Below are 14,754 nucleotides of genomic sequence, written 5' to 3'. Positions count from 1 at the left end.
TCGTCCCGACCGGCGGCGGCCGGAGCCGGGCGGGCTCAGCCGAGCTTCGCCAGGACGTCGTTGTAGCGCTTCTGCTCGGCGGCGCTGGTCCGGGTGCCCAGGTAGTTGAGCACCACCGCACCGGCCCGGTACGCCTTGGTCCCCCACACCTCGGTCTGGTTGGTGGCGCTCGCCTCGTCGGGGAAGACGTACACCGAGACGGCGTCGGTGACCATCAGTTGGGCGCAGCCGACACCCGTACCGTTGGGGCCGCAGTCCTTGGAACGGTCACGCGGGTCGGGCACCTTGAGGCCGGCGGCCGTGAACGCGTCGACCACCTTGCGGGCGGCGGGGGCGCTGGTCTTCTTGGTCGGCAGCACGAACGGCGGGGTGGAGGGGCTCTCCCGGGGGGTGCTGCCCGACTTCTCGGCCTTCGGCGCACCCTCGGCCGGGGGCGCCTCGCTGGTGGCCGGGGCCTTCGACCGGCCGTCGGCCCACGCCCCGCCGTCGCGTTCGTCGCCGGGGTCGTCGCCGCAGCCGGCGAGGGCCAGCGCGAGCAGGACGGTGGTGGTCACGGGCAGGAGGCGGAGGCGTTTGGTCACCCCGGCAGTCTGCCGAACCGGGTGCGCGCCCGGCACCGGCCGGTCGGTCGATCGGGGTGTCCGGTCAGTGATAGGGCGGTCACCGCACTAGCCTGCCGGCATGACCCCGACCCCCTGGATCTCGCTGACCACCGACTACGGGCTCACCGACGGGTTCGTCGCCGTCTGCCACGGGGTGATCGGCCGGATCGCGCCGGCCGCCCGGGTGATCGACGTGACCCACCTGGTGCCGGCGGGGGACGTCCGGCGCGGTGCGGCGGTGCTCGCCCAGGCGGTGCCGTACCTGCCGTACGGGGTGCATGTGGCGGTGGTGGACCCGGGGGTGGGCACCGCCCGGCGCGGGGTGGCGCTGGTGACACCGGGCGGGCTGCTGGTCGGGCCGGACAACGGGCTGCTGCCGGCGGCGGCGCAGGCGTTGGGCGGGGTCACCGCGGCGGTCGAGTTGACCTCGCCGGGGTGGGTGGCGGCGGAGGTGTCGGGCACCTTCCACGGCCGGGACGTGTTCGCCCCGGTGGCGGCCCGGCTGGCGCTCGGCGACCCGCCGGCCGACGCGGGCCCGCCCGTCGATCCGGCCGACCTGGTGACGCTGCCCGCGCCGGTGCTGCGTCGGGAGGCCGACGGGTTCACCGCCGAGGTGCTCACCGTGGACCACTTCGGCAACGTGCAGCTCGCCGCCGGCGCCGACCTGCTGGCGGCGTTGCCCGGCACGGTCCGGGTCGACGGTCACCCGGCGGTGCGGGGCGTGACGTTCGGGGACGTGCCGGCCGGGGAACTGGTGGTGCTCGTCGACTCCGCCGGCCTGGTGGCGGTGGCCCGCAACGGCGGTCGGGCGGTGGACCTGCTCGGGGTCGCCCCCGGTGCGACGGTGACGGTGCGGGGACGCCCCGGAGGGTGAGCTGCGCTCCCTGTCGGGCGTCCGGTGTGGAATGCTGCTGCGGTGGGTGAAGTGTGGGTTCCGGTGGGCTGTCCCTGTTGTGCGTCCCGGACGGGTGGGGGCACCTGTCCGGTCTGTTTCTGGACCGACGACGGCCAGGGCGACGCCGATGCCGACGTGGTGCGGGGCGGTCCCAACGGTGACCTGAGCCTCACCCATGCCCGGCTGAACTTCGCCGTGTACGGCGCCAGCCACCCCCGCTACCAGGACATGGTCCGCCCGCCCCGCCCGGACGAGCGGCCCTGAGCCGGTCCGCCCCCCGACCCGGCGGGGTCGGGGGGCGGACCGGTCAGCAGCGGGACACGGTGCCGCCGTACACCGTGGACACGTACGCGTGGCTGACGTACTGGCCACCGGCCAGCCGGTTCCACCGGTTGGTGGTCCGGTACGTCCCGGCGACCGTCTGCCCGGTGACGTAGCACTGGATGGGTACGTTGGCGTGGGTGGCGGCGAGTCCCCGCACCGGGTACGAGGTGCCGGGGCCGGTGCGGATGTTGAGCGGCCCGGAGCCGATGACGCCGCGTGGTCCGCTGCCGGTCCACAGGTACGTCACGTCGACCCAGGCGTTGTCGGTGAGCAGCAGGCCGTCCCAGAAGGTGCCGTCGGCGAGGTCGATGCCGGCGGGGTTCAGCACGGTACGCCCGAACTGGTCCTTGCCGCCGTTGTAGCCGTACTGGTAGGCGGCCTGCGCCTCGGGTCGCCCCTGCGGCAGGTCCTTCCAGTTCTCCCGGACGGCGGCGGGGTTCCAGTAGTCGTCGCGGGTGTTCCACGGGCCGACGTCCCAGACGGGTGCGTACTCGCAGCGGCTGCCGCTGGTGGTGCAGACCCGCACGGTGTAGTCGCCGGTGCCGATCGGGGACAGTCCACGCCGGGACGGCAGGGCGACGAAGTGGTCCCGGGTTCGGATCGTGTGCCCGTTGGCGGTGACCCCGCCGACCTCCCCCTCCCGGGTGGCGAAGACCCGGTAGCTGCGTACGGCGGTGGGGGCCGGGGCGGCGGTGGTGGCGGTGTCGGCGGTGAGCCGCACGGCGCGTACCGATGCGGCGGCGTGCGGGTCGCGGGTGGTGAGCAGCACCCGGGCCTGGACCCGGGTGACCGGGCGGTCGAAGACGGCCGGGCCGGTGCCGGCCTCCCGCCACTCGGTCCAGCCGGTGGCCCGCCAGCCGCGCACCTGGACGCCGACGGTGGCGCCGGTGGCCGCCTCGGCGGTGAGGTCGACGCGGACCCGGTTGGCCGGGCCGGTGAGGGTGCGCGCGGGGGCGAGCAGCACCCCCTCGGCGACCGGCGCGCCCAGGGCGGCGGGCCGGGTGCGCCGGGCCGGGTGCGGGTCGGCGAGGCGCAGCAGGCCGGCACCGAAGCGGACGTTGACGTCGTCGCCGCCGGCCACGGCGAGGTCGACGGTCCAGTGCTCCCCGCCGGTGGGTGCGGCCGGGGCGGCGGCGTGGCCGGTGCTCTGGCCGGGGGTACGGGGTGCGGCGGTCGCGGCGGTCGGGACGAGACCACCGGCCAGGGTCAGGGTCAGCAGACCGACCAACAGGGACGACAGGGGACGACAGGGGCCAAAGGCCATAATATTCTCCTCAAGACCACCCTATAGTGCAATTTTTCGTAGATCGACAGGAAGCACGCTACAAATAGCGATACATGCGAATTCTGTTCGGACGAGGGAGAATGCTGGGGTGCCCGAGGGAGACACTGTCTGGAACACCGCCCGCGTCCTGCACCGCGCGCTCGCCGGCGCGCGGCTCACCGGCAGCGACTTCCGGGTGCCCGCGCTGGCCGCCACCGACCTGACCGGCTGGACGGTGACGGAGTCGGCCAGCCGGGGCAAGCACCTGCTGCTGCGGCTGACCGCACCGGCCCCGGTGACGTCCACCACCGCCTGGACGCTCCACTCCCACCTGCGGATGGACGGCGTCTGGCGGGCGTACGCCCCGGGGGAACGCTGGACGGCCCGGCCGGCCCACCTGATCCGGGCGGTGCTACGCAGCGCCGAGGCGGTGGCGGTCGGCTACCACCTGCACGAGTTGGCCCTGCTGCCCACCGCCGAGGAGGAGCGCCTGCTCGGGCACCTCGGCCCCGACCTGCTCGGCACCGACTGGGACCCGGCCGAGGCGGTCCGCCGGCTGGCCGCCGCACCCGGGGTGACCATCGGCGAGGCGCTGCTCGACCAACGCAACCTGGCCGGGGTGGGCAACCTCTACAAGTGCGAACTGCTGTTCCTGCGCGGCATCTCCCCGTGGACGCCGGTCGGCGCGGTGCCCGACCTGCCCGGCACGGTGGCCCTGGCCCAGCGGCTGCTCGCGGCCAACCGGGGCCGGTGGACCCAGAGCACCACCGGTTCGCTGCGCCGGGGCCAGACCAGCTACGTCTACGGCCGGCGGGCCCAGCCGTGCCGCCGCTGCGGTACCGCCATCGCCAAGGAGGACCTGGGTGACCGGGTCACCTACTGGTGCCCCACCTGCCAGCCGGCGCCACCACCGGCCGACCCGGGAACCCCTCCCGTCTGACGGGACAATCCGCAGACACGGACGAATGGGTAATTCCTATCCGGTCGCCGACGTCGCATGCTGCGGTGGAGTGCTCACCGTTCGTGACCATCGGACGCGACCGCCCACCACGCCGGGGTGGGGGCGGCGGGTCCCCGTGCCCGGGGAGAGCCATGACCCTGTTCCGCAGACTGCGACCGCCCTGGACGACCCGGGTCGTCCGCCTCCACCGGCCCGACCGGCCCACCGTGCCGGCCGCCCGCACCGGCGAACCCGATCCCGCCCCGGCGACCCTCGACCCGGCCGCCGTGCCGCGCTGCTTCGGCCCGGTGCCCAACTTCGCCGGCAGCCCGCTGCCCGTGCGCGACCCGCAGGGCCGGGTGGTCACCGGCACCGGACTGCGCAAGTTCGTCGACGCGCTGCCGCTGCCCGGCCCGGCGGGCCGCACCGAACTGGGCGGACACCTGCCGGTCGCCACCCCGGACACGGTGAGCTGGCCGGGCTGCGACTACTACGAGATCGGGCTGGTCGAGTACACCCAGCGGCTGCACCGGGACCTGCCCACCACCCGGCTGCGCGGCTACCGCCAGCTCAACCTGGGCACCGACCCGGACGGCCACAACACCGTCGCCCCACCCGAGCGGCCGTACCACCTCGGGCCGCTGATCATGGCGCGGCGGGGCCGACCGGTCCGGGTCAAGTTCATCAACCAGCTCCCCACCGGCCCGGCCGGGGACCTCTTCCTGCCTGTCGACACCAGCCTCCCCGGGGCCGGGGCGGGGCCGCTGGAGGGGCCGGCGCCCTACCCGCAGAACCGGGCCGTGCCGCACCTGTCCGGCGCGCACACCGGGTGGATCAGCGCCGGCAACCCGTGGCAGTGGGTGACCCCGGCCGGGGAGATCACCCCGTACCCGACCGGACCGGGCCTGACCCACGTGCCGGACATGCCGCCGCCCGGGGCGGGGGCCACCACGCTCTACTACCCGAACGCGCAGAGCGGTCGGCTGATGTGCCTGCACGACAACACCCTCGGCCTGTCCCGGTTGACCGTCCTGTCCGGTCAGTTCGCCCTCTACCTGCTCACCGACCCGGTCGAGGAGGAGTTGACCGCCGACGGGGTGCTCCCCGCCGACCAGGTCCCGCTGGTGATCCAGGACCGGACCTTCGTCCCCGACGACGCCCAACTCGCCGCCGAGGACCCCACCTGGGACCGGGACCGCTGGGGCACCCGGGGCAACCTGTGGCACCCGCACGTCTACCAGCCCCGGCAGGACCCGTACCGGGAGCACGGGCGCAACCCCACCGGCCGCTGGGACTACGGCCCGTGGCTGCCCGGCACCGACGGTGGGGACGGGCCCCGGGTCGGCCCGGTGGACAACCCGCACCACGACCCGGTGGCCGCCCCGCAGGAGCCGCCGCAGGCCCCCGGGGTGCCGCACCCCAGCGCCGTGCCCGAGGCGTACGGGGACACCATGCTGGTCAACGGGGTCGCCTACCCGTACCTGCGGGTGCGGCCGACGGCGTACCGGTTCCGGATCGTCAACGGCTGCGCCGACCGGTCGCTCAACCTGCAGCTCTACCGGGCCCGCTCCGACGGGCCGATGTGGCAGGCCGACGGGAGCCTCGCCGACGCCGACGCCGGTGAGGTGCCGATGGTGGACGCGGTCCGCGCCCCCGGCCGGCCCGCCGACTGGCCCACCGACGGACGCGACGGCGGGGTGCCCGACCCGGCCGCCGCCGGCCCGCCCATGATCCAGATCGGTAACGAGTGCGGGCTGCTCCCCGCCCCGGTGGTGCTGCCCAACCGGCCGGTCGGCTACCGCTACGACCGCCGCGACCCCACCGTGCTCAACGTGGACTCGGCCGCGCTGCTGCTCGCCCCCGGCGAACGGGCCGACGTGATCGTCGACTTCTCCACCCTGCCGCCCGGCGCGACGGTGCTGCTCTACAACGACTGTCCGGCCCCGCTGCCCGGCTTCGACCCCCGCTACGACCGGCACACCGCCGCCGGGGACCAGCGCGCCGCGGGCGGCGGCCCCGGCACCCTGCCCGGGTACGGCCCGAACACCCGTACCGTGCTCCAGTTCCGGGTGGCCGGCACCCCCGGCCGCCGGTACGACCTGGACCGGCTGGCCGAGCGGCTGCCCGCCGCGTACGCCGCCAGCCAGCGACCGCCGGTGGTGCCGCACCCGGTGTACGACCGGGCGTTCGGCACCACCGGCGGGCGGGCGATGGCCGTCTCGGCGCAGGCCACCTCGCTCACCTTCACCCCGCCGGGCGGCACCGCGCCGGTCACCCTGCCGATCCAGGTCAAGACCGTGGGGACCGTCTTCGAGCCGGAGTACGGGCGGTGGGCCGGCCGCCTCGGCGTACCCCATCCGGGGGCCGGCCCGCTGGGTCCGGTGACCCTGCCGCTCGGCCCGACCGACCCGGCGACCGAGATCCTCGTCGCCGCCGACCCGACGGTGGGGCCGGCCGACCCGGCCGACGGCATCCAGGTGTGGCGGATCAGCGGGACCGGCCGGCAGACCCACCCGGTCCGCTTCGACGGCTGCGACGTGCAGGTGGTCAACCGGATCGGCGGGGACGGCACGGTCCGCGACCCCGACGGCGGGGAGCGGGGCTGGAAGCAGACCGTCCGGGTCAACCCGGCCGAGGACGTGGTGGTGGCGCTGCGGCCCGAGGTGCCGCCGCTGCCGTTCAAGGTCGCCGACAGCCTGCGGCTGCTCGACCCGACCCGACCCGCCGGGGTACGCCTCGACGCCACCGGCGTCAGCCCCTGCGACGGCCGGCCGGCGATCGTGGTCAACCAACAGGTCAACCTGGGCTGGGAGTTCCGCTGGGCAAGCGGCGCGGCCGGGCTGCGGGACCTGGGCATGAGCCGGCCGCTGGTGCTGCGGGTCTCGCCCCGCGCGCCGACCGGGCTGACCGCTACCCCGGTGCCCGGCTCGGCGACGGCGCTGCCGGCGATCGCGCTGGCCTGGACGGGCAACGGCAGCCGGCCGGCGGCCACCGGTCACCTGCTCCAGCGGGCCACCGACGCCGGTTTCACCGCCGGCCTGACCACCATCACCGTGGCGGCGACCGCGACCCGGTACACCGACGCCAGCATCACCCCCGGCGTGACCTACCACTACCGCATCCGGGCCGAGAACGCGGCCGGCTGCTCGGCCTGGTCGAACAGCAGCCCGGCGTCGGTACGCCTGCCCGCGCCGGGCGGGCTGGCCGCGACGGTGCCACCGGCGGCCCCGCTGCGGGTGGCGTTGCGCTGGGTGAACCGCTCCTTCGCCACCGGGCTCGACGTGCAGCGGGCCACCAACCCGACCTTCACCAGCGGTCCGGGCACCACCGCCGTGCCGGTGGCCGACCACCACCTCGATCCGGCGGTCGCCCCGGACACCACGTACTACTACCGGGTCCGGACCACCTACCTCGGTGCGGCGTCTCCGTGGTCGACGGTGGCGACGGTGACCACCCCACCGGTGCCGGAGCTGCCGACGAGGGTCGCCGCGACGGTGGGCGTCCCCGCGCCGGACACGGCGACGGTGTCGGTGAGCTGGGCGGCGGACGTCCCGACCGGGCCGGGAGCCGGGTTCGTGGTGCAGCGCGCGGTGGACCCGGCGTTCGACCGGGAGGTGGCCAGCTTCACCGTGACCGGCCGCAGCTTCACCAACACCGGCCTGGCCCGGGGGGTCACCTACCACTACCGGGTCCGCGCGTTCAACGTGGTCGGCAGCTCACCGTGGACCGGCCCGCTGCCGGTCCACACACCCGACTGAGGTCACCCGGTCCGGTCGTGGGCAGCCGCGCGGCAGGCCGGGCCGGCCTGCCGCGCGGCGCTCAGCGGGTGGGGGTGCGTTGCGGTTCGCCCACGGCGCGCAGCTCGGCCAGGGCGGAGGCGACGCCGTGCAGCAGGTCCGTCGCCTCCATCAGGCGGGCGGCGGACGGGTCCGCGACGACCTCCGGGTGGGCGTCCTCGGCGACGTAGCCGGCCGCGGCGGCGACCAGCCCCTCGTAGGCGGTCACCCCGGCGGCCAGCTGGTCGAGCAGGGCCCGGTGGGCCTCTTCGAGCCGGGGCCGGGCCTCGGGTGGGGCGAGCCGCAGGGCGCGTTCCACCCCGGCCGTGCGGTCGGCCAGGTCGCGCAGCGAACGGTCGGCGGCGGCGGCCTCCAGCACGGCCGGCTCGGCCAGGCCGGTCAGCCGGGGCGCGATCCCGGCCAGGGTGAGCGCGGCACGGTCCAGCCGGGCCCACGACTGCGCGGCGGAGGTGCCGCGCAGCGCGAACCGGGAGCGGAACCGGCGGGCCTCGGCCAGCACGCCGGGGCCCACCGGGAGGCGTTCGACGGCGGCGACCAGCCGGGCCCGGGAACGGGCGGCGGCCTCGGCCGGGTCGAGGGCGGGCGGCACCGGGCGGGCCGCGAACGCCCGCAGGTCGATCCAGCGCCAGGCGGCCAGCGCGACGGCGCTGCCCGCGGCGCCGGCCCAGGCCGCGTCGGGCAACCCCAGCCCGGCGTACGGGGTCAGCACCGCCGCCGCGCCGGTGAGCCCACCGGCCAGGACGCTCCACCGGCGGGCGGAGCGCCGCAGCCGGCCCAGTCGACGGAAGTGTCGCGTTCGCTCGTCGGCCACCCGTACCTCCTCGTGCCGGCGGTCAGCCGGCGGTGGTGTCCCCCACGCCGCGGTCGCGGCTCATGCTGGCCCGGAGCTCGTCCAGCCGGGCGGCGGCGGCCGGGTCGGCCGTCGGGGCGGCCGGTTGGGCCTGCTGCTGCACCGCCGGCTGCTCCTGCCGACCGCCGAGCTGGTCGCCGGCCATGCTGGCCCGGATCTGCTCCAGCCGGGACGACCCGGCGCTGTCCAGCGTCGACTTCTGGATCTCCAGCATCCGTCCCTCGACGGAGTTGCCGGCCAGCTCGGCGCGGCCCATCGCATTGGCGTAGCGGCGCTCGATGCGGTCCCGCACCTCGTCCAGGGAGGGGGTGTTGGCCGGCGCGGCCATCGACGACATCGACTCCAGCGACCGGGCCACGCTCTCCTGCATCTTGGCCTGTTCGAGCTGGCTGAGCAGCTTGGTGCGTTCGGCGAGCTTCTGCTGGAGGATCATGGAGTTGTTCTCGACCGCGCGGCGGGCCTGCGCGGCAGCCCCGAGCGACTGGTCGTGCAGGGTCTTGAGGTCCTCGGTGGCCTGCTCGGCGGAGACCAGCTGGGTGGCGAGCACCTGGGCGGACTGCTCGTAGCGGCCGGCCTCGGCCTCGTCGCCCTTGGCGCGGGCCTGGTCGGCGAGGACCAGCGCCTGCCGGGCGTTGCCCTGGAGCCGCTCGACCTCGGTCATCTGCCGGGAGAGCTTCATCTCCAGCTGCCGCTGGTTGCCGATCACCGCCGCCGCCTGCTGCACCAGCGCCTGGTGCTGACGCTGCGCGTCCTCGATGGCCTGCTGGATCTGCACCTTGGGATCGGCGTGCTCGTCGATCTTGGCACCGAACAGCGCCATCAGGTACTTCCAGCCCTTGACGAACGGGTTCGCCATCTCCGCGGTATCCCCTCAGTAGCGTCGCTGCGCCCCGGCCACACCCGGGACCGGGCGGGCCGCACGGCGCTCCCCCATCGTCGCAGGCGGACGCCAGCAGGGCCGTTCGTACCGCGGGGTGCTCCGGCGGCCTGCGATCAACACTACGCGGCGTCGGCCAGCCCGGCCACGGGACGGACGGCGGGGTCAGGCGGCGCAGACCACGTCACGGTCACTCGGGCGGACCCGGGCGCTGCGCAGGGTGGCCTTGAGGGGGGAATCCTGGCGGACCGAGACGGCGACCGCACCATCGGTGGTCACCTGGCGCACGCCGCGCCCGGTGGCCTTGCGCACCCCGGCGGCCGGACCGGCGGCGGCCGGCTCGTCCTGCACGGGCATGAGCACGCCCGGCAGCTGCTCGGCCAGCGCCACGGTGTCGCTCACCTCACGCAGCAACTCGGACAGGCGGGCGCCGAGCGCGTCGCAGATGGCGGCGAGCAGCTCGCTGGAGGGTTCCTTCTGGCCGCGCTCGATCTCGGACAGGTAACCGAGGCTCACGTTGGCGGCGGTGGAGACCTCGCGCAGGGTGCGGTGCTGACCCTGGCGGCGCGCCCGAAGTGCGTCACCGATCACCCGGCGTAGCAGGACCATCGCACCTCCCCCTGACGGGATTTCACGCTCCGGGCGGATGGTCGCCCGCGCCGGACGCGATGGACCGCGCCGCCGCCGACGCCGTACGCCGGAGCCTTCCCGCAACCGTACCCGTTGGTCGGCCCGGCGACATCCCACCCCGCCTGTCGGATCTGGACAACGCCGGTCAGCGCCGACCCGCGCCGGCCGGGGGCACCACCGCCGCCGGCCCGGGGCGCGGGCCGGGCCCCGGCTCGGGAAAGGCCCTGTGGATACGCGTCGCGAGCAGGCGTAACGCCTCGATCACCGCCGCCGCGCGGATGTGGTCGCGACCCCCGTCGAGGTCGAGCCGGCGGACCACCGGGCCGCCCGGCCCGGCCACCGCGACATAGACCAGGCCGACCGGCCTGCCGTCCTGCGGCTCGGGACCGGCCACCCCGGTGGTCGACAGCCCCCAGTCGGCGGCGCAGCGCCGCCGGCCCCCCTCCGCCAGGGCGATGGCCACGTCCGGATCGACCGGCCCGCGTTCGGCCAGCAGGTCCTCGGGTACGTCGGCCAGCCGCGCCTTGAGTTCCGTGGCGTAGGTCACCAGGCCGCCCCGGTAGACGGCGCTCACCCCGGCGATCTCCACGATCGCGGCGGCCAGCAGCCCGCCGGTCAGGGACTCGACGGTGGCCAGGGTCTGCTGCCGTTCGTGCAGGCTGTGCACCACGCCCGCCGCCGGGCTGCCTGCGGGTCGCTCGTGCTGTGCATCGGTCCCCATGTCGTCCTCCTTCCCCGAGGTCATCCTGCTACTCATCCCGACCCGACCGATCGTCGTGTCCGCTCCCGACCCGACGGTGCGGCGGGTCCCCGGGCGGACACCGGTGGGTCCGCTCCCGCCCCGACGGTGCGACGCGCACCCCGTGGCGGGCAGCCGGTGCGTCCGCTCCTGACCCGCCGGGTCAGCCGGTGAGGCCGGCGTCCCGGGCGAGCAGGGCGGCCTGGACCCGGTCGGCGACACCGAGCTTGGCGAAGACGGCCGAGAGCTGGTTACGGACCGTCTTCTCGCTGAGCCCGAAGTGGCGGGCGATCCGGGCGTTGGTGTCACCGCCGGCCAACCGGCGCAGGATGTCCCGCTCGCGCGGGGTGAGCCGGTCGAACGGGGGCGGTAGCTCGACCGGCTGGCGACGCAGGCTGGTCAGCACCTGCGGGCCGACCCGGGGGCCGAGGACGAGCCCGCCGCCGGCCACCGTCCGCAGCGCGTCGACGATCACGTCCGGGTCGGTGTCCTTGAGCACGTAGCCCCGAGCACCAGCCCGCAACGCCCGGCCGACCACGTCCTCGTCGTCGGTCATGGTCACCATCAGCACCCGGGTCTCGGGCCGGCCCTGGACGATCCGCCGGGTCGCCTCCACGCCGTCGCCGTCCGGCAGCGCCACGTCCATCGCGACCACCCCGACGGGCTCGGTCGACGCGATGCCGATCGCCTCGGCACAGGTGGCGGCCTCCAGCACGCCGTCGACCCAGGGCTCGCCCTCCAGCATCGTCCGCAGGCCCCGGCGGACCACCGGGTGGTCGTCCACGATCAGCACCCGGACCGCCCCGCCACGGGCCCCCTCTGCCGTCACTGCCCTCCCCCTCCCGCAGCACCGTCCGCCACCCGACCGCCGTCCGCCCCACCCCGCACCGACTCCCCGGACCCCCCGGCGATCGGCCGGGACCCTCCGGTGGCCACCCGGGAGCCCTCGGTGATCAAGAGGTTCGCGTCATCCTCCGGGCGGATTCTGACGCGAACCTCTTGATCACCGGAAGCGGGCGGGGCGAGGGCGGGGGCGGGCGGGGCGGGGGTGGGCGGGGCGGAGGGGACAGAAGCGGGCGGGGCGGGGGCGGAGGGGGCCGAGCCGGGCGGGGCGGCGGGCGGTGGGGCGGGGGGTAGGGGCAGGCGGACCCGGATCAAGGTGCCGTGCGGGTCCCGGTCGACGATGTCGCTGCCGCCGCCCAGCTCGGCGGCCCGCTCCCGGATCGAGTCCAGGCCGACACCGCCGGGCCTGCGGGCGACGATGCCGGTGCCGTCGTCGGACACCTCCACGACCAGCGCCCGGCCCCGGCGCACCACCACGTCGCAGCAGGTCGCCCCGGCGTGCCGGGCCGTGTTGGCGAGCGCCTCGCCGACGATCCGGTACGCCGCCACCTCCACCGCCGCCGGCAGCCCGTGCAGCGGGTCCGCCACGCTCAGCCGCACGGTCAGGCTCGGGCCGTCGAAGCGCTGGCACTCGGCCCGCAACGCCGACTCCAACCCCCGGTCCAGGGCCGCCGGGCGGAGCTGGTCGACCAGTTGGCGTACCTCGCCGGTGCAGGTGAGCAGGTCGTCGGCGAGCCCGTCGAGGATGCGGGCCAGCCGGGCCTGGTCGACGGCGGCGAGCTTGCGGGCCGCGCGTACCTGCATCGACATGCCGGCCAGGGTCGGGCCGAGCCCGTCGTGCAGGTCCCGGCGCAGCCGGCGGCGCTCCTCCTCCCGGGCGGTCACCAGGCGTTCCCGGGAGTCGCGCAGGTCGCGGATCAGCCGGGCGGTCGCGGCGGCCACCGAGGCGTGCAGCGCGACGTCACTGAGCAGCCGCCGTTCCACCGGGGTGAACCGGGTGCCGGGTGCCCGGCGGGCCACCACCAGCCGCCCCACCCACTCGCCGTGGGTCACCATGTCGAAGCGTTCCAGCTCGGTGGTGGCGTGGCCGTGCGCGGCGTGCACCCGGGTGGGCCGCCCGTCGTCGGGCTCCCCGCCGAGCTCCACCGCCACGTACGGCACCTGGAGCGAGCGGGCGATGGTGCCGGTCAGCAGCGGCAGCACCGCCTCCGGCTGGACCGTCCGCTCCAGCAGGTCACCGAGACGGGCCAGCACCGCGTACGGCTCGTCGCGGTCGCCGTAGAGCAGCCGGTTCACCCCGCGCTGCACCCGCCGCCGCAGCGGTTCGAAGGTCACCGCGATCAGCCCGGTGGCCACCAGCGAGGCGTTCGAGGTGTCCCCGCGCAGCACCAGATCCCGCAGCAGGGCGACCACCCCGACGAACGCGGCGATCACCAGCAGGCTCATCACCAGCCAGACCAGGGTCCGGTTGATCACCTGTTCCAGGCCGTAGAGCCGGTAACGGAGCACCGCCACCGTCATCGCGGCCGGGACCGCGATCACCATCAGCACCCACGCGCCGGAGAGGTTGAGCCAGTCCAGCAGGAAGCCGAGCAGGAACAGCACCCCGGCGGCCAGCAGGCAGGCGAGTTGCTGGCGGGCCTCGCCGACGGCCCGCCGAAAGCGTCGGGCGAGCCCCACCAGCACGGCGGCCACCAGCAGCGACTGCACCCCGACGGTCACCAGGGCGACCCGGACCAGCAGCCGCGCGGTCGGGTCGGTAGCCGTCGTCGCGGACAGCAGCAGCCCCCGGGGGTCGCTGGTCGCGGCCACCGCCAGCGCCACGGCCGCCACCACCGTGGTGACCACCAGCCCGACCGCGACCAGCCGGAAGCCCCGGCCCGGCAGCCGGCCGTCCGGGAAGACCAGCAGGGCCAGGAAGACCAGCCCGTACGGCGGCCACCAGAGCCACTGCCCCAGCCAGGCCAGCGGGGTGACCACGGGCCAGCTCAACGCCAGCACCGCCGTCCCGGCGACGAGTCCGGCGGCCAGCATCAACCGGCCGACCGGGTGACCGGGCAGCCCGGCGAGGACCAGCGCGCCGAGCGCGGTGAACGCGACCGCGATCGTGCCGGTCAGCGCCGCCGGCCCGAGCGCCGCCGGCTGCGGATACCACCACTGCCCGGCCAGGACGAGCCCGGCGACGACCAGGCCCGCCCCGGCCAGGATCCGGCGGGACGGGGACAGCGCGGCGATCGGCGACGGCACGGCGGGCCCTCCCGGGGTTGGTCGTCGGTGGTGGAAGCGGCTGGGTCAGTCGGCCCAGCCGGCGGCGTGCATGGCGTTGTGCAGCCAGTTACCGGTGTCGTGTTCGAGGTGTTCCGGCAGGGCGCCGATGATCTCGGACAGGTCCGGGTCGTCGAGGCGGGGCAGCTCGGACAGCGCCCGCTCCAGCGAGATGCGGGACCGGGCGAGCACGTCCGGATGGTCGTGGATGTACCGCGTCACGTGCGCGATCACCGTGGTCAGCCGCTGCCGGACGACGTCGGGCACCGCCGGGCCGGTGCCGGCCTGCAACTCCTCCAGCCGCCAGTCGGCGGAGAAGACCGGGTGCAGCCGTCGGCCGGTGACGTCGAAGAACTCGACCGCCCCGGCGAGCTTCTCGCCGTGGTCGGCGGTCGACAGCAGGTCGGACAGGTCCTGGTAGACGTGGCAGAACGTGTCGTCGGCCGCGATCAGCACGATCCGTCGGTCGTCGCCAGCGGTCAGGGTCATGATCACTCCTCGGGTGCCGTACGCGGACGGACGGGGCCGGTCCCCCCGGCACCCGTCCGCCGCAGCGTAGGTGGTCGACCGTCCACAGTGGCACCGCCGGGCGGGCCGGCGGGGTGGACGGTCGAGCCATCGTCACCCGCCGGCTGTCCCGCCGACCCGGGTCGGATGTCCCGCCCCGGCGGGACCGATCGGACGGCGACCCCGGCACCCGACGCGGGGGCTCCGGCCGGTGACGCGCG

The 14,754-nt window shown here is 75.7% G+C and carries 13 protein-coding genes; 4 read left to right on the top strand and 9 right to left on the bottom strand.

Annotation, left to right across the window (positions count from 1 at the left end; genetic code table 11):
* Positions 1-35: 35 nt before the first annotated feature.
* The gene (locus tag ACN268_RS29520) at positions 36-581 is read right to left on the bottom strand and encodes a hypothetical protein (RefSeq protein WP_421486288.1); all 546 of its coding nucleotides are present in this window, start codon (positions 579-581) and stop codon (positions 36-38) included.
* Positions 582-681: 100 nt separating this feature from the next.
* Here ACN268_RS29520 and ACN268_RS29515 point away from each other — a divergent pair, with 100 nt between their 5' ends.
* The gene (locus tag ACN268_RS29515) at positions 682-1,476 is read left to right on the top strand and encodes an SAM hydrolase/SAM-dependent halogenase family protein (protein ID WP_421486287.1); all 795 of its coding nucleotides are present in this window, start codon (positions 682-684) and stop codon (positions 1,474-1,476) included.
* A gap of 42 nt (positions 1,477-1,518) precedes the next feature.
* The gene (locus ACN268_RS29510; protein WP_088645607.1) at positions 1,519-1,761 is read left to right on the top strand and encodes a CPCC family cysteine-rich protein; all 243 of its coding nucleotides are present in this window, start codon (positions 1,519-1,521) and stop codon (positions 1,759-1,761) included.
* A gap of 43 nt (positions 1,762-1,804) precedes the next feature.
* On the opposite strand, the gene ACN268_RS29505 is transcribed toward ACN268_RS29510, so the two are convergent.
* Positions 1,805-3,085: a hypothetical protein gene (locus tag ACN268_RS29505; RefSeq protein WP_421486285.1), complete on the bottom strand. Its 1,281-nt coding sequence runs from the start codon at positions 3,083-3,085 to the stop codon at positions 1,805-1,807.
* Positions 3,086-3,194: 109 nt separating this feature from the next.
* On the opposite strand from ACN268_RS29505, the gene ACN268_RS29500 reads away from it, so the two are divergent.
* Both ACN268_RS29500 and ACN268_RS29495 read left to right on the top strand, forming a co-directional pair.
* Positions 3,195-4,025 carry a DNA-formamidopyrimidine glycosylase family protein gene (locus ACN268_RS29500; RefSeq protein ID WP_421486284.1) on the top strand — a complete coding sequence of 277 codons (831 nt, stop codon included), beginning with the start codon at positions 3,195-3,197 and terminating at the stop codon, positions 4,023-4,025.
* Positions 4,026-4,177: 152 nt separating this feature from the next.
* The gene (locus ACN268_RS29495; RefSeq protein ID WP_421486282.1) at positions 4,178-7,783 is read left to right on the top strand and encodes a hypothetical protein; all 3,606 of its coding nucleotides are present in this window, start codon (positions 4,178-4,180) and stop codon (positions 7,781-7,783) included.
* 61 nt (positions 7,784-7,844) lie between these two features.
* On the opposite strand, the gene pspM is transcribed toward ACN268_RS29495, so the two are convergent.
* The 7 genes from pspM to ACN268_RS29460 all read right to left on the bottom strand — a co-directional run bounded on the left by pspM (position 7,845) and on the right by ACN268_RS29460 (position 14,515).
* Positions 7,845-8,633: a phage shock envelope stress response protein PspM gene (pspM, locus tag ACN268_RS29490; protein WP_421486280.1), complete on the bottom strand. Its 789-nt coding sequence runs from the start codon at positions 8,631-8,633 to the stop codon at positions 7,845-7,847.
* A gap of 22 nt (positions 8,634-8,655) precedes the next feature.
* On the bottom strand, positions 8,656-9,528 hold the full coding sequence (locus ACN268_RS29485; RefSeq protein WP_421486279.1) for a PspA/IM30 family protein: 873 nt from the start codon (positions 9,526-9,528) through the stop codon (positions 8,656-8,658).
* 186 nt (positions 9,529-9,714) lie between these two features.
* Positions 9,715-10,158 carry a helix-turn-helix domain-containing protein gene (locus ACN268_RS29480; RefSeq protein WP_145918449.1) on the bottom strand — a complete coding sequence of 148 codons (444 nt, stop codon included), beginning with the start codon at positions 10,156-10,158 and terminating at the stop codon, positions 9,715-9,717.
* 166 nt (positions 10,159-10,324) lie between these two features.
* Positions 10,325-10,900: a CinA family protein gene (locus tag ACN268_RS29475; RefSeq protein ID WP_420118093.1), complete on the bottom strand. Its 576-nt coding sequence runs from the start codon at positions 10,898-10,900 to the stop codon at positions 10,325-10,327.
* 181 nt (positions 10,901-11,081) lie between these two features.
* Positions 11,082-11,747: a response regulator gene (locus ACN268_RS29470; RefSeq protein WP_421486278.1), complete on the bottom strand. Its 666-nt coding sequence runs from the start codon at positions 11,745-11,747 to the stop codon at positions 11,082-11,084.
* Positions 11,744-14,008 (bottom strand): sensor histidine kinase, encoded by a 2,265-nt coding sequence (locus ACN268_RS29465; RefSeq protein WP_421486276.1) that lies wholly within the window; start codon positions 14,006-14,008, stop codon positions 11,744-11,746. Before ACN268_RS29465 ends, ACN268_RS29470 begins: the two co-directional genes overlap by 4 nt.
* 45 nt (positions 14,009-14,053) lie before the next feature.
* A complete protein-coding gene (locus tag ACN268_RS29460) occupies positions 14,054-14,515 on the bottom strand; it encodes a hypothetical protein (protein ID WP_421486275.1) in 462 nt (153 codons plus the stop codon).
* Positions 14,516-14,754 lie beyond the last annotated feature (239 nt).

This window comes from Micromonospora sp. WMMD735, from assembly GCF_049178995.1.
GTDB classification, from domain to species: Bacteria; Actinomycetota; Actinomycetes; order Mycobacteriales; family Micromonosporaceae; genus Micromonospora; species Micromonospora wenchangensis.
Note: the sequence above shows the minus strand (reverse complement) of the source record. Positions and strands in the feature narration are given on the sequence as shown.

Excerpts from the sequence above, each read along its gene's own strand:
- ACN268_RS29480 (WP_145918449.1), bottom strand. The coding sequence starts at position 10,158 with ATGGTCCTGCTACGCCGGGTGATCGGTGACGCACTTCGGGCGCGCCGC.
- ACN268_RS29505 (WP_421486285.1), bottom strand. The coding sequence starts at position 3,085 with ATGGCCTTTGGCCCCTGTCGTCCCCTGTCGTCCCTGTTGGTCGGTCTG.
- ACN268_RS29515 (WP_421486287.1), top strand. The coding sequence starts at position 682 with ATGACCCCGACCCCCTGGATCTCGCTGACCACCGACTACGGGCTCACC.
- ACN268_RS29475 (WP_420118093.1), bottom strand. The coding sequence starts at position 10,900 with ATGGGGACCGATGCACAGCACGAGCGACCCGCAGGCAGCCCGGCGGCG.
- ACN268_RS29485 (WP_421486279.1), bottom strand. The coding sequence starts at position 9,528 with ATGGCGAACCCGTTCGTCAAGGGCTGGAAGTACCTGATGGCGCTGTTC.
- ACN268_RS29495 (WP_421486282.1), top strand. The coding sequence starts at position 4,178 with ATGACCCTGTTCCGCAGACTGCGACCGCCCTGGACGACCCGGGTCGTC.
- ACN268_RS29460 (WP_421486275.1), bottom strand. The coding sequence starts at position 14,515 with ATGACCCTGACCGCTGGCGACGACCGACGGATCGTGCTGATCGCGGCC.